Annotated in this window: 16 protein-coding genes; 10 read left to right on the top strand and 6 right to left on the bottom strand. The window is 45.2% G+C overall.

All coding sequences use genetic code 11. The features are described from left to right. Positions 1-205 precede the first annotated feature (205 nt). Positions 206-859, bottom strand: coding sequence for a GTP cyclohydrolase I FolE (gene folE, locus NL644_RS06240; protein WP_006741127.1), 654 nt, complete (start codon positions 857-859; stop codon positions 206-208). 287 nt (positions 860-1,146) lie between these two features. On the opposite strand from folE, the gene moeA reads away from it, so the two are divergent. The 7 genes from moeA to NL644_RS06275 all read left to right on the top strand — a co-directional run bounded on the left by moeA (position 1,147) and on the right by NL644_RS06275 (position 9,527). Next, complete coding sequence (moeA, locus tag NL644_RS06245) at positions 1,147-2,382, top strand: molybdopterin molybdotransferase MoeA (protein ID WP_253658193.1); 1,236 nt, start codon at positions 1,147-1,149, stop codon at positions 2,380-2,382. Between the two features lie 9 nt (positions 2,383-2,391). Continuing rightward, complete coding sequence (gene moeB, locus NL644_RS06250) at positions 2,392-3,141, top strand: molybdopterin-synthase adenylyltransferase MoeB (protein ID WP_006741129.1); 750 nt, start codon at positions 2,392-2,394, stop codon at positions 3,139-3,141. A 185-nt stretch (positions 3,142-3,326) separates the two neighbouring features. Continuing rightward, positions 3,327-5,438 (top strand): LruC domain-containing protein, encoded by a 2,112-nt coding sequence (locus tag NL644_RS06255; protein ID WP_253658194.1) that lies wholly within the window; start codon positions 3,327-3,329, stop codon positions 5,436-5,438. Positions 5,439-5,448: 10 nt separating this feature from the next. Beyond that, the gene (locus tag NL644_RS06260) at positions 5,449-5,904 is read left to right on the top strand and encodes a hypothetical protein (RefSeq protein WP_253658195.1); all 456 of its coding nucleotides are present in this window, start codon (positions 5,449-5,451) and stop codon (positions 5,902-5,904) included. A 140-nt stretch (positions 5,905-6,044) separates the two neighbouring features. Next, positions 6,045-6,341, top strand: a complete 297-nt coding sequence (locus tag NL644_RS06265; protein WP_005396101.1) for a hypothetical protein — start codon at positions 6,045-6,047, stop codon at positions 6,339-6,341. Positions 6,342-6,380: 39 nt separating this feature from the next. Further along, on the top strand, positions 6,381-7,214 hold the full coding sequence (locus tag NL644_RS06270; RefSeq protein ID WP_253658196.1) for a sulfurtransferase: 834 nt from the start codon (positions 6,381-6,383) through the stop codon (positions 7,212-7,214). Positions 7,215-7,235: 21 nt separating this feature from the next. Further along, positions 7,236-9,527: an EAL domain-containing protein gene (locus NL644_RS06275; protein WP_253658197.1), complete on the top strand. Its 2,292-nt coding sequence runs from the start codon at positions 7,236-7,238 to the stop codon at positions 9,525-9,527. A gap of 25 nt (positions 9,528-9,552) precedes the next feature. On the opposite strand, the gene NL644_RS06280 is transcribed toward NL644_RS06275, so the two are convergent. After that, the gene (locus NL644_RS06280; RefSeq protein WP_253658198.1) at positions 9,553-10,845 is read right to left on the bottom strand and encodes a glycoside hydrolase family 18 protein; all 1,293 of its coding nucleotides are present in this window, start codon (positions 10,843-10,845) and stop codon (positions 9,553-9,555) included. A 131-nt stretch (positions 10,846-10,976) separates the two neighbouring features. Further along, entirely contained in the window at positions 10,977-11,978 is a 1,002-nt protein-coding gene (locus NL644_RS06285; RefSeq protein ID WP_005396112.1) for a sugar-binding transcriptional regulator, read from the bottom strand. Positions 11,979-12,444: 466 nt separating this feature from the next. Here NL644_RS06285 and tal point away from each other — a divergent pair, with 466 nt between their 5' ends. Both tal and tkt read left to right on the top strand, forming a co-directional pair. After that, positions 12,445-13,395: a transaldolase gene (gene tal / locus NL644_RS06290; protein ID WP_005396118.1), complete on the top strand. Its 951-nt coding sequence runs from the start codon at positions 12,445-12,447 to the stop codon at positions 13,393-13,395. 123 nt (positions 13,396-13,518) lie between these two features. Then, positions 13,519-15,510, top strand: coding sequence for a transketolase (gene tkt / locus NL644_RS06295; RefSeq protein ID WP_047008133.1), 1,992 nt, complete (start codon positions 13,519-13,521; stop codon positions 15,508-15,510). Between the two features lie 141 nt (positions 15,511-15,651). Here the strand turns inward: tkt and NL644_RS06300 are convergent, their stop codons facing one another. From NL644_RS06300 to aroG, 3 genes are all read right to left on the bottom strand, one after another. After that, complete coding sequence (locus NL644_RS06300; RefSeq protein ID WP_006741138.1) at positions 15,652-17,214, bottom strand: PAS domain-containing methyl-accepting chemotaxis protein; 1,563 nt, start codon at positions 17,212-17,214, stop codon at positions 15,652-15,654. 211 nt (positions 17,215-17,425) lie between these two features. Then, positions 17,426-18,598, bottom strand: coding sequence for an MFS transporter (locus NL644_RS06305; RefSeq protein ID WP_046875894.1), 1,173 nt, complete (start codon positions 18,596-18,598; stop codon positions 17,426-17,428). 142 nt (positions 18,599-18,740) lie between these two features. Beyond that, the gene (gene aroG, locus NL644_RS06310; protein ID WP_005396134.1) at positions 18,741-19,793 is read right to left on the bottom strand and encodes a 3-deoxy-7-phosphoheptulonate synthase AroG; all 1,053 of its coding nucleotides are present in this window, start codon (positions 19,791-19,793) and stop codon (positions 18,741-18,743) included. Between the two features lie 461 nt (positions 19,794-20,254). Here aroG and NL644_RS06315 point away from each other — a divergent pair, with 461 nt between their 5' ends. Beyond that, complete coding sequence (locus tag NL644_RS06315) at positions 20,255-21,247, top strand: OmpA family protein (protein ID WP_114323356.1); 993 nt, start codon at positions 20,255-20,257, stop codon at positions 21,245-21,247. Positions 21,248-21,299: the final 52 nt, after the last annotated feature.

Here is a 21,299-nt window from a genome sequence, read left to right on the forward strand (position 1 = left end):
TTAGAGAAATATCTCTTTTTAAAACAAACGATTACAAGTTGTAGTCGTTCATTGGGCGCATATATTAAGAGCAACGAATGTGACTGTCAATACACAATTGCATAATTACTATTTATTGCGACTCACTTGACTATGATTTGGATATAAAAGATATAAAAAAGGATGGCAACTCGCCATCCTCTCTCAATTTTATTTGTCGATTTGATTAACGCAGGCCATGCAGAAATTCAGCACGGGTCGCTGGGTTGCTCTTAAAAATACCACCTAACGCTGTAGTCGTGGTTTCACTGGTGGCATCCATCACACCGCGTGATTTCACACAGTAATGCGTCGCGTCGATAGTCACCGCTACATCGTCAGACTCAAGCAATGTTTGCAAAGCAACAAGGATTTGCTGGGTCATACGCTCTTGAACTTGAGGGCGTTGCGCAAAGAAACGAACAATACGGTTGATCTTAGACAGGCCAATGATCTTACCGCGAGGAATATAAGCAACAGCGGCTTTTCCGTCGATTGTCACAAGATGGTGTTCGCACGTACTGGTCACAGTAATGTCTTTCACGCGAACCATTTCGCTCACGTTCATCTTGTTTTCGATAACTGTGATCTTGGGGAAGTTGGAGTAATCCAAACCAGAGAAAATCTCGTCCACGTACATTTTTGCAATGCGGTGTGGCGTTTCCTCTAAGCTATCATCCGTAAGGTCGAGCTGAAGCAGACCAAGAATCTCACGCATGTGGTATTCAATCTTTTCCTTCTTCTCTTCACGGCTAACGGCATTAGGGCGCATTGGTGTTTCTAACCCGCGTTGCTCTAGCGCTTCTTTCACTAACTTTGCTGACTCGCTAAGACCTGACATTCCACTTCCTCTTTTGTAACTACCACTCTCGGTGTGAAATACAATTGCCGTGTTTTCATCCCGTAGCGTTAAAGTCGCTCAGTCCGATGTTTATAACGCCAAGGCACATAACAAGAATACACTGAGCTATTTTCTCATGCTCCGTAGGAACTTTACCCCTTTCGGATGGGTGACAAGGATACTCGGATTTTTGAATAATTACACCCATATTTTATAGGTGGACATTCTTACTCGGTCCCCTTTTATGGTAGAGTTGCCACAAAACAAAAGAACATAGGATTATCTCAATGGGCTGCTGCGACGCACCTGGCTTGATGCCAATTGAAGAAGCGATGGATAAGATGCTATCGCGAATCAAACCTATCCAAACGACACTTTCTCTTCCTCTTGCTGACGCTCTGGGTTTTGTGCTGGCTGAAGACATTTTATCGCCAATTCACGTGCCCCCTTTCGACAATTCAGCGATGGACGGTTATGCCATTCGTATTCAAGACCTAGAAGTGTCTACAGTGTTGCCTCTGGCAGGTAAATCCTTCGCAGGTCAGCCTTTTGAGGGTGAATGGCCGGCAGGCACTTGTGTTCGAATCATGACTGGCGCGAAAATTCCGGAAGGCTGTGATGCCGTTATCATGCAAGAAAATACGGAAGTGACCGACGCTGGTATTCAGTTCAACCAAACGGATGTGAAGCCGCAAAATAACATCCGCCCTACGGGTGACGACATCAAGCAAGGCGATATTGTATTGGCAAAAGGCGCGCGCCTGACACCGCGCGATATTCCAATGATTGCCTCTCTTGGTGTCAGCCATGTCACCGTCGTGCGTAAGCCAAAGGTGGCATTTTTCTCCACAGGTGATGAACTTAAACCATTGAGTGAGCCACTCAAGGCGGGTCAAATCTACGACAGTAATCGTTACGGTATTAAGCCGCTGATCGAAAACTTTGGTTGTGAAGCGATTGATCTTGGCATTATCCCTGACTGCCCAGAAACACTAAAAGCAACGTTTGAAAAAGCACAAACGCTTGCGGATGTGGTTGTAACGTCTGGCGGTGTCAGCGTTGGTGAAGCAGATTACACCAAAGACATTCTTGAAGAACTTGGCGAAATCGGTTTCTGGAAACTGGCAATCAAGCCGGGTAAACCTTTCGCATTTGGCAAGTTAAGTACTGCTTGGTTCTGTGGGCTACCAGGTAACCCTGTATCTGCGGTGCTAACAATGTACGTACTTGTTCAACCAATGTTGGCTAAATTGGCAGGCCACACTGAATGGAAAGCACCTGAGTCTATCCCTGCGACGACTAAAACCGCATTTAAGAAAGCGCCGGGACGTACAGACTACCAACGCGGTATCTATACTCTAGAAAACGGTAAATTTGTCGTTGAAACCACTGGCAACCAAAGTTCAGGAGCCTTCCGCTCAATGAGTTTGGCAAACTGCTTTGTTGTGTTGGAACGTGAGCGTGGCCGTGTGGAAGTTGGCGAAACGGTTCAAATCCAACTGTTTAACTCAACGTTATACTAGGAACGTACCGTGGATATTCTTTCCGATCAGGAGATGCTGCGCTATAACCGCCAGATCATTCTTCGTCAGTTCGATTTCGAAGGGCAAGAAGCACTCAAACAAAGCTCGGTGCTTATTTTGGGTGCTGGCGGTTTGGGTTGCGCTTCTAGCCAATACCTTGCCACGGCTGGTGTTGGCAATATTACGTTTATCGATGACGATATTGTTGAACTCTCTAATTTACAACGCCAAGTATTGCACCACGACGCCGATATTGGCCGTAAAAAGGTTGACTCCGCGGCGGATGCGTTGCGGGAACTTAATCCTCATATCGAAGTAAATACCGTTGCTAAACGCCTTGACGACATTCAGCTTCAGGCTTTGATTGAACAACACACTGTGGTGGTCGATGCTTCAGATAACGTCGACACTCGCAATCAACTCAACCGACTCTGCTTTGCAACAAAAACACCGCTTATTTCTGGTGCAGCCATTCGTATGGAAGGCCAAGTGAGTGTGTTTACGTACGACGACCCAACTCAACCGTGCTATCAGTGTTTGAGCGCGCTATTCGGCAGCAGTGCATTAAGTTGCGTTGAAGCTGGCGTAATGGCGCCTGTTGTGGGTATTGTTGGCGCTGTACAAGCGATGGAAACCATCAAGGTGATTGCAAATTACGGCCAACCCAAAAAAGGGAAGATCCTCATTCTCGATGCGTTTAGCATGTCCTGGCGGGAAATGAATTTGATGAAAATGCCGACCTGCCCTGTTTGTGGCTAAGTAACGCTGTCAGCTTATCAATGAAGATTCTCAAAAAGCTCAACGTAACGTTGAGCTTTTTCTTATTCTGAGATTCATATTTCGAACCAAATAACTTACCGATATAAAATTCATTATAAACAGTAATTTAAAAACTGGCACATTCCTTTCATTGCATATCATACAAACCAATGAGAGGGCGAATCATGAAAAGGACATCACTATTACTTGGATCTCTGTTCGCAAGCGCATACGTAAGCGCAGCGCCATTCGACACTTGTCCGAGCAAAGCATATTTATTCCAATCGACCCCAGTGCAAGTTTACGGCGTTAATCTGGTTACCGGATCAACCAAGTTACTGACCGACGATGTGGGCTTAGCATCTGGTATTAACGGCGTCGGTTTCAACTTCACTGATCGATACATCTATGGTTACGATACAACCAACTTGAAAATCGTACGTTTAGGCCAGGACTTTCAAGCAGAAACTCTCAACGTACAAGGGCTTCCTAGCCATACGTTTTTTGTCGGCGACGTGTACAACCACGTCTACTACTTGTATCGCAAAGGTAAAGGGCTGTTTTCCATTGATCTGTCGCCGTTAGATACGGACCCAAATGCTACCTTAACCCTGAATAAAATCACATCAAATGCAAGTGTGAGTTTAACCGATTTTGCGTTCCACCCTGGTGACGGTGCGCTCTATGGTATCGATAATGGGTCTGGCGTATTGTATAAATTCGATACAAAAACAGGCCAAGCAACCGCGATCGGCAATACAGGGGAAACGGGTACCTTTGGTGCAGGCTACTTTGATGTAAACGGAAACTACTACGTATCGCGTAATCAGGACGGCAAAATTTATCGCGTCGACTTATCAGAAAACAATGCAGCCAATATCGCTGCGGGCATTGTTCCTGCTGTAGAGTTTGTGTCTAACGGTCCAAGTTCCAGCCAAAATGACGGTGCCCGATGCGCGAACGCTCCTGTTATTGACGAAGACGAGCCAATTGACTTTGGTGATGCACCTGACACTTACGCTACCTTGCTCTCTTCTAACGGACCACGCCACGCTGTTGATGGTGTAACTTGGCTCGGCACAATTGCGCCAGATGGTGATGCCGATGGACAAGTGGCTCCGTCTGGAGATAACAAAGTTGGTACAGCAGATGAAGATGGCGTCGGCTTTGTTGCCGCACTCGACCCAGGGTTAAGTTCACTAGTGAGCGTAACTGCATCAACATCCGGCTACTTGTCAGCTTGGTTTGACTGGAACCGAGATGGTGACTTTGCTGACGAAGGTGAGCAAGTATTCACTGATGAGTTACTCTCTGCAGGCAGCAATACGCTTCCATTTGTCGTCTCTGAACTGGCAACCGCAGGTCCTAGCTGGAGCCGATTCCGCTTTAGCCAACAAACTGGTCTGAACTTCGATGGCGGATCAACATCAGGTGAAGTAGAAGATTACCCAATCACAATCACTGAAAACGGCGTATCCGTACAGCACTTCCCAAGTGCCGATTCCTACGCAACGGTCGCGTATGAAGACAACTGGCCTTACACCGCTGACTACGACATGAATGACGTTGTAATTAAGTTCCGTATGACTGAAACACGTATGGACGGCACGGTGGAAAATATCCAAATTAGCGGAGATCTGGCCGCCTATGGGGCTGGCTATAAAAATGGCTTTGCTATTCGTCTACCTGGCGTTTCGAAAGCGAGCATTGAAAACGGCTTAACAAAGCTAACGTTTAATGGCAAAGAACAACCGACCAACGGTCTAGAAGCGATATCAGAAGAAGCCATCTTTATTATCAGTGACGACCTCAGTCAGTATGCGCAAAGTCAATGTGCGTATTTTAGAACCCAAACGGGTTGTAATGATAACGTCGCGTTGTCTTTCACACTGACCATCTACTTTAAGGAAGGAGCCGACCGCTCAGCGCTACAGGCCATGCCTTATGACCCATTTATCTTTGCCACACCCAATACATATCACGGCGATGGCATCACCTTTCAACCAGGTAGAAAATGGGAAGTACATTTGCCAGACCAAGCACCAACTGAGCAGTTTGATGACGCAAACCTATATGGCGTGGGCGTAGACGCAAGTGACCCGACTCGAGGCGTGTACTTCAAAACAGCGAACAATCTTCCTTGGGCATTGCTTATCGTCGAAGAGTGGAATTGGCCGCTAGAGAAAGTTGACTTAGTTGACGCTTACCCAGAGTTTGCCACCTACGCCGAGTCTGGTGGGCGAGAAGGAGCAAACTGGCATACCCAACCTAAAGCAAACAAACGTTACATTCCATAGGAGAAGCATCATGAAAAACTTAATCACAATCATCATGGGATTAGCGTTAACAGCCTGCGGCGGTGGCGGTGGCGGCGGTGGAGACAAAAGCAACGATAGCGCTACTCCACCTCCAGCTCAAACTACCGTTATTGTTGAAGAGCCAAGCATGCAAAATTTAGACGTACCAGATGGGTTCGATTATGACCCAAGGTTAGAAAGCTCACTTGCGGTAGATATTAGTGGTTACTCTTTACAGCGCGCACATCTGAGCATTTATAAGGAGTACCGTGAAGATGCGTCTGGAACCTACCAAGCAAAATATTCGAGCAATGTTGCTTCTGCTGCGCTGACGAGTGGGAAAGCTACCTTAGACTTCTCCACCTCGGACAGCCAAGATAACCTGTTAGTCGAAATTTGGTTCTACGATGGCTCAGAACCTCTGCAAAAAGTCGTCTCAACCGGAAATACGACATGGCGCATGTAAGATGCTCTATTGGTGAGCATTGATACTCGGGACTGGCGCAAGCCACAGGTTTTAAGACAAAATCGCATCGTTCTTTGAACATGCGATTTTTTTGTTGTAAAACAAAATGATTACTTGAAACAATAGCAATGGAGCGCAAATTGGATAATCCCAAAACCTATATGTTGGTCTTCAGCGGTTTCATTGCCCTACTTGTGCTCTTGTTGCTCATTAAGCAGACGGATGAGAACACGGTTTCAGCCACCGTCATTAGCAACACTTTAACTCAGTCTCTTGATGGTCAACGTCGGTACCTCACTATTAATTCACCTGAGATAGAGCAACAACGAGTGACGGTTCCAGTGTCCGCATCTTGTCCAGTGGGCTCTATTGCGTTGTTCCACCAAGCATCCCGCTCAAGTTTTGACTCATCCCTTTCATTCATTCGCTGTGAGTAAAGATACTGTGCGGACTTCCTAAATCAGAAGGATTTAACCATGCAACAAGCATTGATCGATGCCAAAGAACTTCATGCTTTATTAGACCAAGCAAATGTAAAACTTCTAGACGCGAGTATTCGTTTTCAAATTCCTTCCGAAGGGAAAAAGATCACCAATAAGTGGATTCCAGGCTCATTGCGTTTCGACTACGACAATGACTTTTGTCTCCCAGATACCAATCTCCCTCATATGATGCCAACAGAAGAAGGATTTAATAACAGCGCTCAGAAACTTGGCCTGAACAACGAAGACCTTATTGTTGTTTATGACAACTCAGGAACACTCGCCTCTCCGCGCGCATGGTGGATGTTTAAGGCAATGGGACACGATAATGTCAAAGTGCTTAATGGTGGCCTCCCGGCTTGGATTGAGGCTGGACTGCCTGTCACGAATACCTTGTCCGAAGCTAAGCAGCTTGGAAAATTTACCGGGAAATTAAATAAACATGCTTTTTTGGACGCAAATGCAATATTAGAGTACTCAAACAATTGCAGTGCAAACATTGTTGACGCTCGCTCACGTGCACGTTTTTTAGGCGAGGTACCAGAGCCAAGAGAAGGACTGCGTTCTGGTCATATTCCTAATTCTGTTTGCCTCCCTTTCCAAACATTATTGAGTAATGGCTTTATAAAGGCAGACTCGGAATTGAAACAAGCATTTAGTGCACTAACGTTATATAATGATAAATCAATCATTTTCAGTTGTGGCTCAGGTGTAACGGCCTGTATTTTGCTGCTAGCAGCATACCAGTTAGGTTGGCGTGATTTATCGGTCTATGACGGGTCATGGACAGAATGGGGCGCAGACCACTCATTACCCATTACTCGCTAATCTAGGAGCTATCGAAGCGGCATGGTCAGGTTAAAGAAGAACATTTGGACACTATACATGGCGCTACTTACGATAAGCGCCGTGTTGTTCGTGTTGTTTGGCCGCTACCATTATGAGTCAACCCTGAATAAGTACAAAGATAAGCAGCTCCTACAATTGGAGCTGTTTGCCTCTTCTGTCGAATCACTTCTGAAAGGACAAGAATCGTTACTTGAAGTCATTGGTCATCAGTTGGTCGAGAGAAATGACTTTACTCGTACAGCAGCAGTTCAAACTCGCCCGATGCTGGACAAACTGCTCAGTATCCATCCGGCGATTATTGGGTTCGGCCTAACTAACCCCGATGGAGACTACATCGCCGTAAGCTCCAATTTGATCTTGGCAAAGCTGCATAATCTAAAACAAGATCCACTGACTCGTGATACCTTTTTGGCAGCGCTCAACTCCGACCGAATGATTATAGGTCGAACGTATTTTATGCCAGCTCAAGATTCACTTGTGATTCCGATCCGAAAAGCAATTCCAAATAAAGATGGTGTTGTACAAGCAGTGATGACGGCTGGCTTTAATATGAATTCATCTTCGGTTTTTCGTAACGATATCCATGCCAATGAGCACAACCGGGTCACATTGATCCGCAGTGATGGCTACCTTACTTTTAGCTCGTCAGAAGATACAACCCTAGAAGATTACCTAAAACCTGCCAATGATTTAGATATAAAAGCCGTTATGGCTCAAATCACAAAAGATTCAGGCTGGGATATGGCGCAACTAAAAGAGCTCACACGAGCGCTCAATATTGTTGTCGACAATTCTCGCCTGAGTGAGTTAATCACATTGAGATACCTTCCTGATTATCATCTTTGGGCCTCTTCCTCGACAGATTTGAATTTTATTAAGCGCGGATTTTACGAACAGTTTGCACTGTACTCGATTGTTTTTCTTATCGTCCAAGGTGCTTTTTACGCTTTATTTCGCTCCATTGCGAACAATGAACATAAAACAAAACTGCGTTTGCTCTATCAAGCGAACCACGATCATCTCACTGGATTACCAAACCGAGAGTACCTACGCGCAAACATTCGACACTGGCTTTCTGGGAAAGGGAACCCTTTTTCTTTGATGTTTATCGATATTGATAATTTCAAATCAGTCAACGACACACATGGTCATGACTTTGGCGACGAAGTTCTAAAACAAATATCTATCCGCTTAAACACCTTTGTTAACGATGGCCGATTAATCATCCGTGAAGCCAGTGACGAGTTTATTTTTCTAACGAATCGAATTGATGAAGTAAGCGTTAAAAGACTAGCGAGCGACTTAATAAAGGCGCTATCAGAACCCTACGAAGTCAATGACAGTCAGTTCCTGCTCAGTTGCAGTATTGGTATTGCCTGCTATCCACACCATGGTGAAACATTAGATGAACTGCTCCTGTCAGCCGATATTGCGATGTATCAAGCGAAAAAACAACGCAACGTATACAGCCTGTTCAATCAGCAGATGCAAGCTACACACCTGCGTAAAATGAAAATTGAGCAACGCCTGAGGCTCGCGATAGATAAGCAAGCGCTTCATATGGTTTATCAACCTCAGTTAAACCTAGAAGGCGATATTTATGGTGTCGAAGCGCTTATTCGTTGGAGTGATGATGAGCTCGGCTTAGTCCCACCAAGTGAATTTATTCCCGTCGCAGAAAGCACTGGGTTGATGGTTCGTATTGGTGAACAAATCATTGAAAATAGCCTGACAGATATGGCTAAACTGACTGGTAATATTGATACATCTATCCAGATGTCTATTAACATCTCGGTCAAACAGTTTGTTCACGCCAAATTCATTACTAATCTTATGAATGCTATTGAGAAACGCGGCATCGAATGTTCAAAGATTACCCTAGAGATCACCGAAAACCTGTTTATTGAAGATCTTGAAAAGTTCGCACCAATTTGCGAGCGCTTGCATGCTCTTGGCTTTAAAATCTCGCTCGATGATTTCGGGACTGGCTACTCTTCATTAAGCATGTTGCGTACGCTACCTATTGACGAGGTGAAGATTGACAAGAGCTTTGTCGATCACATTGAGCATGACAAAAAAGCGCTGAATATGGTTAAGAATATCATTTCTATCGGCAAAAACTTTGAAATGAAAGTACTAGCTGAAGGAGTAGAGACGCTGCAACAACTGAATGAGTTAAAAGCTTGCGGTTGTGATTTGATTCAGGGCTACTTCTACTCTAAACCTTTATCGCTTGAAAACTTGATCGCTTTTACGAAGCAGAACCAAAGCAAAGAAACCGTAGTTGAATAATTACGATCGCTTTGCTTAGAAGGTTTTATTTATTCATTTCTTGGTACATCACCTCCACCAAGTCGCCTTTCGGGTCGCCTGACAATTCCCAAGTAAAAATACCGCCTAAGTTCGCCTGTTTAGCCCAATTTGCTTTGGCTTTGATCGAGCGTTGATCTTCGTAAGAGATAAAGACTTTCTTTACAGGATGCCACAAGTAAGGCGCTTGAGATTGCTCATCATACTTGTACTCGTAGCCCTGCTCCGCTCCATAGTTTTTCACCAAATCCCAGAACATGAAATAGCCGTTCTCACCCGTACCAAACTGCGCTCCTTGCTCGGATACTAGATCTTGCGTTGGTAAGCCACCCGAGAAGTCTTTGGTGCCTTGCCAGCCACGCCCGTAAAATGCAGCGCCAATCACCAGTTTTTCACTTGGAATACCCAGCTCGATCATCTGGTTGATGAACACGTCTGCGCCCATGCCCCACCAGCTTCGCTCAGTCGCATGCAAGTTGGTAGTATGCCCGGTTTGCTGCCCCCAACCACCAAGGAAGTCATACGTCATTGCAAACATGTTAGTTAGGTACGGCTCCGCGGCTTTCCAATCGATACCTGCTGCTTTTGGACCAACGCCTACCGCTGTAGAGAGCTCGTATTCACGTTTGGTTTGATTTGTGAGTTCATCTAACTCTGCACGCATGGCTTTTACCAAATAGGTAAAGGCCTCACGCTCAGATGCTTTTTGTTCATCAGAAAGCTTGGTGTCAGGGTTCCAAGGCGACGTTGTTAAACCGCCACCACCTGGGTATTCCCAATCCAGATCAATACCATCAAAGAAATCATATTGAGCAATCAACTTAACGGCAGTTTTTGAGAATTGATCCATCGCTTGTTTGCTTTTCGCCATAGCATGGAACGGTTCGGACATTGTCCAACCACCAAAAGAAGGGAGAATTTTAAGATCAGGATGTTGTTTCTTCATTTCAGCAAGTTGAGCGAAGTGGCCTTTGTATGGCACGTTAACGGAGACATCGCCAAAGTCCTTTTCTAATGCTGCTTCGGTATCGACAATGATCGCTGTATACGGATATTTTCCTTCACATTGTTCGGCAACCAGTTTTTGTACCGTTTCAGAAGCACCGGCATGAGGGCCGCACATACTAAGAAACGCGTAAATCACATGCGTCAGCTTATCGGCGGGAATATCGTTCACCGTGTATGGGTTTTCTGCATTCGCGTACTGCCAATCCGCAAAGTAACCCGCCACGACTTTTTGCTCGGCGTGCGCAGCACCAGTCAGCCCCATAATCAGTGCAGCAAGAAGTGTCTTTTTCATTGTGTTCTCCAGAGTAGATGTACAAATTTAAAGCTACTCCTAGAGAATATTTTTAACTTGGAAACGAAATCAGGCTGCGAGTCATTTATAACTCCTCGCAGCCTGATTACATAAATTGCATATTATTTGTGCTAACTCTCAGATGCCGCGTTGCCGTGCATTTGCTCATCTAAGTTGAGTACCGTTAATGCGTTGCTGACGCTTGTGGCGATCACGTCTATCGCTCCGGTTCTTAATGCTCCAAGTAAGGCGAGCGGCTTACTGTTCTCCGCTGCAATCGCGATGACTTCCGATATTGGGCGAAACTCTTCAATACCAAGGCCAATCACTCGGTCACTCATTACGGTGTTGGCAACATTACCGTGAATATCAAAGAAATCATAACCTGCAAAGTCCCCGACCACGCCTTGTTGAAGTCTCGACTGAACCACTTCATCAGGCGTAAACCAACCTAAGTCCACCATGTAGCTGTTTTCGCTCATGTCACCAATACCGACCAAAGCGACATCAGCTTTACGTGCTAGGTCGAGCGTTTGTTTTACGGTTGCATTTTGCATGAAAGCCAACTTCTGTTCTCTGTTCTCTGCATAAGCCGGCGCATAGAGAGTTTCGGACGTTCCACCGTACTTTTTCGCTAACTGACGACAAATGTGATCGGCGTTATACATACCACCACGTGGGTGAATACCGCCGATACCACATACAAATTTACAGTCACGCGGCGTAATAACACCAATATGGTGAGCGACAGAAGATACGTTACGCCCTTGTCCAACGGTCACCACCATGCCGTTTTTAAGCGTGCTGGTGAGATAATTGGACACCAATCCCGACACCTGTAGTCGCTGTGCCTCTTCATTTGGCTGATCAAGAGCAACAAGCGCGCGCTTAACGCCGAATCGCTCGATCAAACGTTGTTCAATCTTGGCGCTAAACACCGGGTGGTATTTAACGGTGATTTCAACGATGCCTTCATCACGCGCCTGCTTGAGCATTCGCCCGACCTTTGCGCGTGATATGGCAAATTTTCTCGATATCTCTTCCTGAGTCGCACCGTCTTGATAATACGCGACGGAAATCTCTGTCAACAAATCCGTGTTTTCAATGGAAATATCTTGATTAGAACTGCTCATGGTTTCTCTCGCCCTTTAAGAGGATCGATATTGTATGCAATAAGTGAGCATATGCTCATTGACTTAGCATATGTTCTTTATCAATTTAAACGCTACATTTGCTCATCGCAATAACATTTTCTCACTACAATTTTTTACCCTAGCGTACAACGCTCAAGCTTTGAACAATAAGGGCAAACGTTTATTTGGGTTAACCACTAAACACACAGTAAAAAAACGTTGATGAAGTTCACTATAAGTCGATTTCAGCGATTGACTTTCAGCATAGATAGGATAAATATGGACACATCATTTACTCAGCTATCGATCAAATGTTCATTGCATTTGTTCGGTAACGAAATTTTCCGTAGTTGGCTGAGCAGATGTCTCATTAAATGCGATGAGACGATTAGCTAACTCGCTTGCAAATGCACAAGCTGTGATAACAAAAATCACGCTTAAGCCCATTTAAATAGGATGATCGATTATGAGCAACAAGTTAGAGCAACTTCGTAAACTAACGACTGTAGTAGCAGACACTGGCGAAATTGATGCAATCAAAAAGTATCAACCAGAAGACGCAACAACTAACCCTTCTCTTATCCTGAAAGCCGCTCAAATCGCAGAGTACGCACCTCTAATCGATGCTTCAATCGAATATGCTAAAGCACAGAGCAACGACAAAGCTCAACAAGTTCAAGACACTTGTGACATGCTTGCAGTAAACATCGGTAAAGAAATCCTAAAAACTATTCCAGGTCGTATCTCTACAGAAGTTGACGCGCGCCTATCTTACGATATGGAAGGCAGCGTAGCGAAAGCACGTCAACTAGTAAAAATGTACAACGATGCAGGCATCACTAACGACCGCATCCTTATCAAACTAGCGTCTACTTGGGAAGGTATCCGCGCAGCAGAAATCCTAGAGAAAGAAGGCATCAACTGTAACCTAACGCTTCTATTCTCATTCGCTCAAGCGCGTGCTTGTGCAGAAGCTGGCGTATTCCTAATCTCTCCATTCGTTGGCCGTATTATGGACTGGTACAAAGCGAAAGAAGGCCGTGACTTCGAAGCTTCAGAAGATCCAGGCGTACTGTCTGTAACTAAGATCTACAACTACTACAAAGAGTACGGCTACAAAACTGTCGTAATGGGCGCAAGCTTCCGTAACATCGGTGAGATCCTAGAACTAGCTGGCTGTGACCGTCTAACTATCGCTCCTGCTCTACTTGCAGAATTAGAAGCTGCAGAAGGTGAAGTGGTTGAGAAGCTAGTTGATTCTAAAGGCGCAGCTGAGCGTCCTGCACCAATGACTCATTCTGAGTTCCTATGGGAACACAACCAAGACCCAATGGCGGTTGAGAAACTGGCTGAAGGCATCCGCAACTTCGCCGTTGACCAAGGTAAACTAGAAGCGATGATCGAAGCTAAGCTTTAATTGCTTACCAAAAGCGAGTAGCCCGTCTACTCGCTTTTACCATCAGCGCTTATTCAAGATTTTCTATTTGAACTTGTTTCGACGAGTTCCCTCTATTTAAACCCTTATCGAGAAGTAATCACTATGGATCGTAAATATCTAGCAAATGCAATCCGTGCGCTAAGCATGGATGGTGTTCAACAAGCTAACTCTGGTCACCCAGGTGCACCTATGGGCATGGCTGATATCGCTGAAGTTCTTTGGCGTTCTCACCTAAACCACAACCCATCAAACCCTGAGTGGGCAGACCGCGACCGTTTCGTACTGTCTAACGGCCACGGCTCAATGCTAATTTACTCTCTACTGCACTTGAGCGGTTACGAGCTATCTATCGATGATCTGAAAAACTTCCGTCAGCTTCACTCTAAGACTCCTGGTCACCCAGAGTACGGCTACGCGCCTGGTATCGAGACAACAACGGGTCCTCTAGGTCAAGGCATCACTAACGCGGTTGGTATGGCTCTAGCTGAGAAAGCGCTAGCAGCACAGTTCAACAAAGAAGGCCACGACATCGTTGACCACTTCACTTACGTGTTCATGGGCGACGGCTGTCTAATGGAAGGTATCTCGCACGAGGCATGTTCTCTAGCTGGTACACTAGGTCTAGGCAAACTGATCGCATTCTGGGATGACAACGGCATCTCAATCGATGGTCACGTTGAAGGTTGGTTCTCTGACGACACGCCTAAGCGTTTTGAAGCTTACGGCTGGCACGTAATCCCAGCAGTAGACGGTCACGATTCTGAAGCGATCAACGCAGCAATCGAAGCGGCGAAAGCGGATCCTCGCCCTACACTTATCTGTACTAAGACAATCATCGGTTTTGGTTCACCAAACAAGTCTGGTTCACACGATTGTCACGGTGCACCACTAGGTGCAGAAGAAATCGCAGCAACACGCAAAGAACTAGGTTGGGAGCACGGTCCTTTTGAAATTCCGCAAGAAGTCTACGCAGAATGGTCAGCGAAAGAAACAGGCGCAGCTAAGGAAGCAGCGTGGAACGAGAAATTTGCAGCTTATGAAGCAGCGTACCCTGAGCTGGCAGCTGAATTTAAACGCCGCGTAAACGGTGAGCTTCCTGCACAGTGGGAAGAGAAAGCAAGCCAAATCATTGCTGATCTTCAAGCAAACCCAGCAAACATTGCGTCACGTAAAGCGTCTCAAAATGCTCTAGAAGCATTTGGTGCTCTACTACCTGAGTTCATGGGCGGCTCTGCTGATCTAGCGCCTTCTAACCTAACCATGTGGTCTGGTTCTAAGTCTCTAGAAGCAAGTGACTTCTCTGGTAACTACATCCACTACGGTGTACGTGAATTCGGTATGACGGCGATCATGAACGGTATTGCGCTACACGGTGGTTTCGTTCCTTACGGCGCGACATTCCTAATGTTCATGGAGTACGCTCGTAACGCTATGCGTATGGCAGCTCTGATGAAGATTCAGAACATCCAAGTATACACGCACGATTCTATCGGTCTTGGCGAAGATGGCCCAACTCACCAACCGGTTGAGCAAATGGCATCGCTACGTCTAACGCCAAACATGAGCACATGGCGTCCATGTGACCAAGTTGAATCAGCAGTGGCTTGGAAACTAGCGATTGAACGTAAAGATGCACCAACTGCGCTTATCTTCTCACGTCAAAACCTAGCGCAACAAGAGCGTGATGCTGAGCAAGTTGCGGACATCGCGAAAGGTGGTTACATCCTGAAAGATTGCGAAGGCAAGCCAGAGCTAATCCTTATCGCAACAGGTTCAGAAGTTGAGCTAGCAGTAGAAGCAGCAGCACAGCTAACTGCTGAAGGTAAGAAAGTACGCGTTGTTTCAATGCCATCAACAGATGCATTCGACAAACAAGACGCCGCTTACCGTGAAGCCGTTCTACCATCAGACGTAACAGCTCGTATCGCTATCGAAGCAGGTATTGCTGACTTCTGGTACAAGTACGTAGGCTTCGACGGTCGCATCATCGGTATGACTTCATTCGGTGAATCTGCACCTGCAGGTGAACTGTTTAAAATGTTCGGTTTCACTACTGAAAACGTAGTAAATACAGCAAAAGAACTACTAGCGTAATTGCAGTAAAAAGATAATCAGTTTTCTCTATTGCGAATGTGAAAACTGAAAAGCCCCGCCAGCAATGGCGGGGCTTTCTTTTATCTGGCCCCTATTTGTGTAAACACAGCCAGAAAGTGAACACAACGACTTTCGTTACGGCTATTTGTCTTCAAATCGAAGCGCGAGCTGATAGAAATCTTGTACTTGCTCTTTCAACTGACGGCTGTTTTGCTCTACGGAGTGCGTTGCTGCCAAGTTTTGCTCTGCCGTAGAAGCAATAGAGTGAATATGCTGATTTACATCGCTGGATAGCTTCAGCTGGTTATTCGCCGCTTCCGCCACATCGACCATCAACCCACTCATGCTTTGCATCATCTGTTCAACCTCAGACAAACGAAGCGCGCTTTGTTCGGCAACCTGAGAACATGTATCCGTTTGCTCTTTGTTTGCCAGAATGTCTTTTTGCCAACTTTGTATCGTCGCCAACATAGCAGAGATAGACGCTTGGATTTGTTCAGTTGCATTGGATGTGCGACCAGAGAGCGCGCGCACCTCATCGGCAACAACAGCAAAACCACGACCTTGCTCACCCGCCCTCGCCGCTTCAATTGCCGCGTTAAGTGCCAGTAAATTGGTTTGTTCTGCGATCCCACCAATCTCTTCCATCAAATGATTCACTTTCTGCGCCTGATCACTCAGCTGATACGTCGTTTCCGTCGCTTTTTCAGCTTGAAGGCTCAACTGCGTTAGATTGGTGTGCGTTTGATCGATGGTTTCCTTCGCCATCAAGCATGACTTCAAGGTGTCATCAATTAGCATATGGGCATCATTGGTGCTAGAAGAGACTGAATTCGCCGAAGACTCCACCTCTTGAGTCGCATCACGTACGCGATGAATATCGGTGTTTTGCTGATTTAATGCAGCCGAAACTTCTGCTGTGGTTTGGCTCAACTCTTCAGCACAATGCTGCAAAGGCAATGCGGAGTCTGTCATTCTTCCTAACACGGTTCGAATTCTTGCGGATAGCATTTTGATATGGAAATCGGCAATCGAAAATGCCGTATTACCGGAATAGATCAAGCGACTCACGCTGTCGTATTGCTTTTGTAACTTTTTCAGTTGTTGAGGCGTATCAATTAATTCTTGGCGGAATAACAACGCTAGAACACTCGCAGGTAGTGCACTTGCAAGCCAAGCTAACGGACCTTCAATAGACAATGCATATGCGGCTGCAGGTGCGGTCAATGCGCCAAGTAGAATCGCATAGCGAATGGTTTCATTGAGTTTCAACGACCAAGTACGACCTGACTTCTCGGCGGCGCGCATACTCTTGTAGGCTTTCGTGGCTATATCAACCCACTCTCGCTTTGGCTTCACGCGCACAGATTGATAACCAACAACGTGGTTATTTTCATAAATAGGGGTGACATAGGCATCAACCCAATAGTAACCGCCCGACTTAGTGGCATTCTTAACCATGCCGCGCCAGGCTTTGCCTTGCTTAAGACGTGTCCACATATCGCCAAAAGCGGCTTTAGGCATGTCATTGTGGCGAACGATATTGTGGTTCTGACCGACGAGTTCTTCGTGAGTGTACTCAGCAACACGGCAAAAGGCTTCGTTACAATACGTAATAACACCTTGTAGGTTCGTTGTTGAGACGAGTTCCTCAGACTCCCTCACGAGAGTTTCTTGAGCTTTATGAGAAATATTGGCTGACATAGACGAAACTTCTGTAGTTTTTATTGATTTTCGGCAAGATATATACAGGATTTTTATTTTTATTACAAAAAGTTAGATAAAAAGTCTTATCAAATCGACATTTTTAGTGTGGGAATTCACATTATCAATAAAAATATAAAGAAGAAGTTGTGGAGTTGAGCTAATAAACAAAACCCGACACGTTATGCCGGGCCATGTATAGAAGATCTAATCAAGCAGTTTGGGATTCCGTTTCTTTGTTCGTTTTCAAAGCAAACATCACGATGACGAGTAGCACAAAAGGAAGAACGTACAAATTAAGGTTTTGCCAACCTACGGTGGATTCGAGCCAGCCAGATAGTAATGCAGTGATAGTGACACAACTGAACACGAAGAATTCATTAAATGCCTGAGCCTTGCTCCTGTTTTTCGCTTCATAGCTTTGACTAAATAACCCAGTTGCCGCGATAAACATAAAGTTCCAACCAACGCCTAACAGAACTAAAGCAAGACTAAAGTGCCAAATGGACACTCCGTGTATGTTAATTCCAATACAAGCAACAAATAGCAATCCACCGGCTAAAATCATATTCTTCGCGCCAAACCGCTCTATCAACCGTCCCGTGACAAACGCTGGTGCAAACATGCCCAGCACATGCCATTCGATCACTCCTGCCGCTTTGTCAAAATCAAAGCCACAACCAATCATCGCCAGAGGCGTTGCTGTCATTAAAATGTTCATCACCGCATACGCAACCATTGCGGCGATAACCGCTAGCATGAAATTAGGTCGACGGATAATATGCCCCACTTTATCCGCTTTAGTATGTAGAACTTGCGTGTGTGCTGGTGGAAAACGAATCGTTTGCAGCACGATCAACGCAGTTATATAAAGTCCAATAAGCACGGCAAAAGCACTAATGTACAAACCATCATCTGACCATTGCTGTGAATACACCGCCAAATTAGGGCCAAGTATCGCCGCTAGTACCCCTCCCGCCATAGATATCGAAATCGCCCTGTGTCTTGCCGACTCTTCACACACTTCAATAGCAGCAAATCTGTATAGCGTACCGAAGCCAATACCAACACCAAGCAAAAAGGTAGAAACACAGAACAGATAGAAGTTCTGTTGACTTAACGCATACGTCGCTAGGCTGGCACCCAAAATGCCAATAACATTACCGAGACTAAACCCAAGTCGACGTCCCAACTTGCCCATAATTAGTGATGCTGGGATCGTCGCAGCCATCAGTCCTAAAAATTGCAGCGCAACGGGCAACGTAATAAAACTTGATGACGGCGCAAGTGTTTTGCCAATAAGGGCAATAACAGATATGAGTAAAATATTCCCTGTCATTAATAGGGCTTGGCAAAGGGATAATAGCCATACATTACGATTCAATTCCAAATTCCTTTTGGTTACAGCGCATACAGATAACATATAGGAAAGCAGAAACAATAGAAAGAGATGCGAGTAATTCTCAATAAAAAAGAGCCAGAAGCACAATGCCTCTGGCTCTTTAAAAAAGTTCTTTCTGTTGAGCTTATTTGTTACGGCGCGCTTTTACTGCATCTGAAAGCTGACGAAGTACGGTTTCCGTATCTTCCCAACCGATACATGCATCGGTAATCGACTGACCATAAGTGGCCGCTTTGCCATCTACTAGGTCTTGGCGACCTTCAACTAAATGAGACTCAATCATCACACCAAAAATTGCTTCTTCGCCACCAGCGATTTGCTCTGATACGTCATCAGATACCAACATTTGACGTTTGAACTGCTTCGAGCTGTTAGCGTGGCTAAAATCAATCATCACTTTTTTCGGTAGCCCTGCGCCATCTAACTCATCTTTAATTTGAGCCACATGCGCTGCACTGTAGTTTGGCTCTTTACCGCCACGGAGAATGATATGGCAATCAGGATTGCCAGCGGTTTCTACGATCGCAGAATGACCGTATTTTGTTACTGATAAGAAGTGGTGAGAAGCACTTGCAGAACGAATCGCGTCGCTCGCGATCTTAATGTTCCCGTCTGTACCATTTTTAAACCCAACAGGGCAAGAAAGACCAGAAGCAAGCTCACGGTGAACCTGAGATTCTGTCGTACGAGCACCGATAGCCCCCCAACTGATCAGATCCGCCACGTACTGAGGCGTGATCATATCTAGGAACTCACTCGCGGTCGGCAAGCCCATATCGGTAAGATCAAGAAGAAGCTTACGTCCAATACGCAGACCATCATTCAGCTTGTAGGTATCATTTAGGTAAGGGTCGTTGATCAGACCTTTCCATCCTACCGTTGTACGCGGTTTCTCAAAATAAACTCGCATCACAACTTCTAGTTGTTCACCAAGTTCATCACGCAATACTTTTAGCTTTTTACCATATTCAACCGCAGCAGCAGGATCGTGAATGGAACACGGGCCAACAATTACAAGTAATCGGTCATCTTTTCCTTCAAGAATATTGTGAATGGCATTACGGCAATCAAAAGTGGTCGAAGAAGCGGTTTCAGTCGCTGGGAACTTCTCTAATACTGCTACAGGTGGCAATAACTCTTTTACTCTATTTATTCTTACATCATCAGTTTGAAACATTACTTCTACTTCCTGGTTTTTATTTCCGACCCAATTTTTTGCCAACTGAACTCATTGCAACATTGTTCACAAAGCGAGCAGCATCAAGGGCTCTGGTCATTTTCTGTCTAGCGTTTAAGTAACTTATCGGCTTAGGCGTAGACTTGCAATCAGTTTTTGCAAATAAATGCAAATAAAAACCACCTGTTAACCACCGCGCACAATGTAAAATAAAGTTTACGAAAAAAAGTTCAAAATAATCATCAATTTTCTTATGACCCCAAAAATCTTTACTACAATGTAAGAAATATCAGAAGTTTGTGAGGTGTTATTGGTTAGTAAATGTTGATCAAGTTCAAAGATATTGTTGCTTGATATGAAATGATTAGAATATTAAACTAATTTCTTATAAACGCTGGTTTTTTCTAATTTTTTGATAAAACGAAGTAGAAGTTAATATGCAATCAATACAAGGAAACATTATGAACAAAGTAGCAATTGCAGTAGCAGCAGTGGTAGCTGGTAGTAGCGCGCTTTTAAACTCTGCTCAAGCTGAAATGTATATCGGGGGCAAAGTAGGCATGACTACACTTGACGATGCTTGCTATCTAAATAGCCCTTGTGATGATGAAGCTTTTGGTGCTGGACTACATATCGGTTATGACTTCACCGATATCATCGGGCTAGAGTATGGTGTCGACTTCTTAGGCGATTACAAAGCTAACTTTAAGTCAGGGGCTAATACAGTTAATACGATCGACGGCAATTTAACGGCTTTAACTCTCGCACCTAAATTTAACTGGCACTTGAACGATTCTTGGAACTTATTCGCTAAGATCGGTGGTGCTTACATGATGTCTGATGACGAAAAAGATTTCGTTCCAACTGGCTCGCTAGGTGCTGAATACACTATCGACAGAAACTGGAGCGTACGCGCAGAATATCAACGCTATCAAGACCTGTCTGATGACGTATGGGACGACATGGACGCTAACTTCTTCGGTATCGGCTTTAACTACAAATTTGCGGCTGCGCCAGTGGTTGCGGCAGTTGTAACAGAAGAAGTGGTTGAGCCAGATCCAGAACCAGTGATGATGAGCAAAGTGCACAAAGAAGAGTACGGTACAGGTACGTTTGAATTCGACAGTGCTAAGCTAACAGACTCTGTTTCGGAGCGTCTAGACAACTTCGTATCATTCTTGAACGAATACCCTCAAGCTCAAGTAGAGATCACTGGCTACACGGATAGCTCTGGTCCTGCGACTTACAACCAAAAACTGTCTGAGCGTCGTGCTCAATCTGTTGCGGATTACCTAACTGCTGCAGGCATTGACTCAGATCGTTTAACTGTGAAAGGCATGGGTGAAGAAAACCCAGTTGCTGACAACAGCACTCGTGAAGGTCGTGAGAAAAACCGTCGCGTAGAGGTTGTGGTTCCTTCGTTTGAATACCAAGAGCTAGTTCAACCTGAATAAACATTTATGATACTTTATCTATGATGTTGTAACAGTTAATGGGGTGCGTTTG

It is taken from the genome of Vibrio sp. Y10_XG_PY6, from assembly GCF_024181795.1.
GTDB classification, from domain to species: Bacteria; Pseudomonadota; Gammaproteobacteria; order Enterobacterales; family Vibrionaceae; genus Vibrio; species Vibrio diabolicus.

What these genes read in the sequence shown, in the direction of transcription:
- tal (WP_005396118.1), top strand. Translation starts at nt 12,445, where the DNA reads ATGAGCAACAAGTTAGAGCAACTTCGTAAACTAACGACTGTAGTAGCA.
- moeA (WP_253658193.1), top strand. Translation starts at nt 1,147, where the DNA reads ATGGGCTGCTGCGACGCACCTGGCTTGATGCCAATTGAAGAAGCGATG.
- NL644_RS06280 (WP_253658198.1), bottom strand. Translation starts at nt 10,845, where the DNA reads ATGAAAAAGACACTTCTTGCTGCACTGATTATGGGGCTGACTGGTGCT.
- folE (WP_006741127.1), bottom strand. Translation starts at nt 859, where the DNA reads ATGTCAGGTCTTAGCGAGTCAGCAAAGTTAGTGAAAGAAGCGCTAGAG.
- NL644_RS06270 (WP_253658196.1), top strand. Translation starts at nt 6,381, where the DNA reads ATGCAACAAGCATTGATCGATGCCAAAGAACTTCATGCTTTATTAGAC.
- NL644_RS06315 (WP_114323356.1), top strand. Translation starts at nt 20,255, where the DNA reads ATGAACAAAGTAGCAATTGCAGTAGCAGCAGTGGTAGCTGGTAGTAGC.
- aroG (WP_005396134.1), bottom strand. Translation starts at nt 19,793, where the DNA reads ATGTTTCAAACTGATGATGTAAGAATAAATAGAGTAAAAGAGTTATTG.
- NL644_RS06260 (WP_253658195.1), top strand. Translation starts at nt 5,449, where the DNA reads ATGAAAAACTTAATCACAATCATCATGGGATTAGCGTTAACAGCCTGC.
- NL644_RS06300 (WP_006741138.1), bottom strand. Translation starts at nt 17,214, where the DNA reads ATGTCAGCCAATATTTCTCATAAAGCTCAAGAAACTCTCGTGAGGGAG.
- NL644_RS06255 (WP_253658194.1), top strand. Translation starts at nt 3,327, where the DNA reads ATGAAAAGGACATCACTATTACTTGGATCTCTGTTCGCAAGCGCATAC.
- tkt (WP_047008133.1), top strand. Translation starts at nt 13,519, where the DNA reads ATGGATCGTAAATATCTAGCAAATGCAATCCGTGCGCTAAGCATGGAT.
- NL644_RS06285 (WP_005396112.1), bottom strand. Translation starts at nt 11,978, where the DNA reads ATGAGCAGTTCTAATCAAGATATTTCCATTGAAAACACGGATTTGTTG.
- NL644_RS06275 (WP_253658197.1), top strand. Translation starts at nt 7,236, where the DNA reads ATGGTCAGGTTAAAGAAGAACATTTGGACACTATACATGGCGCTACTT.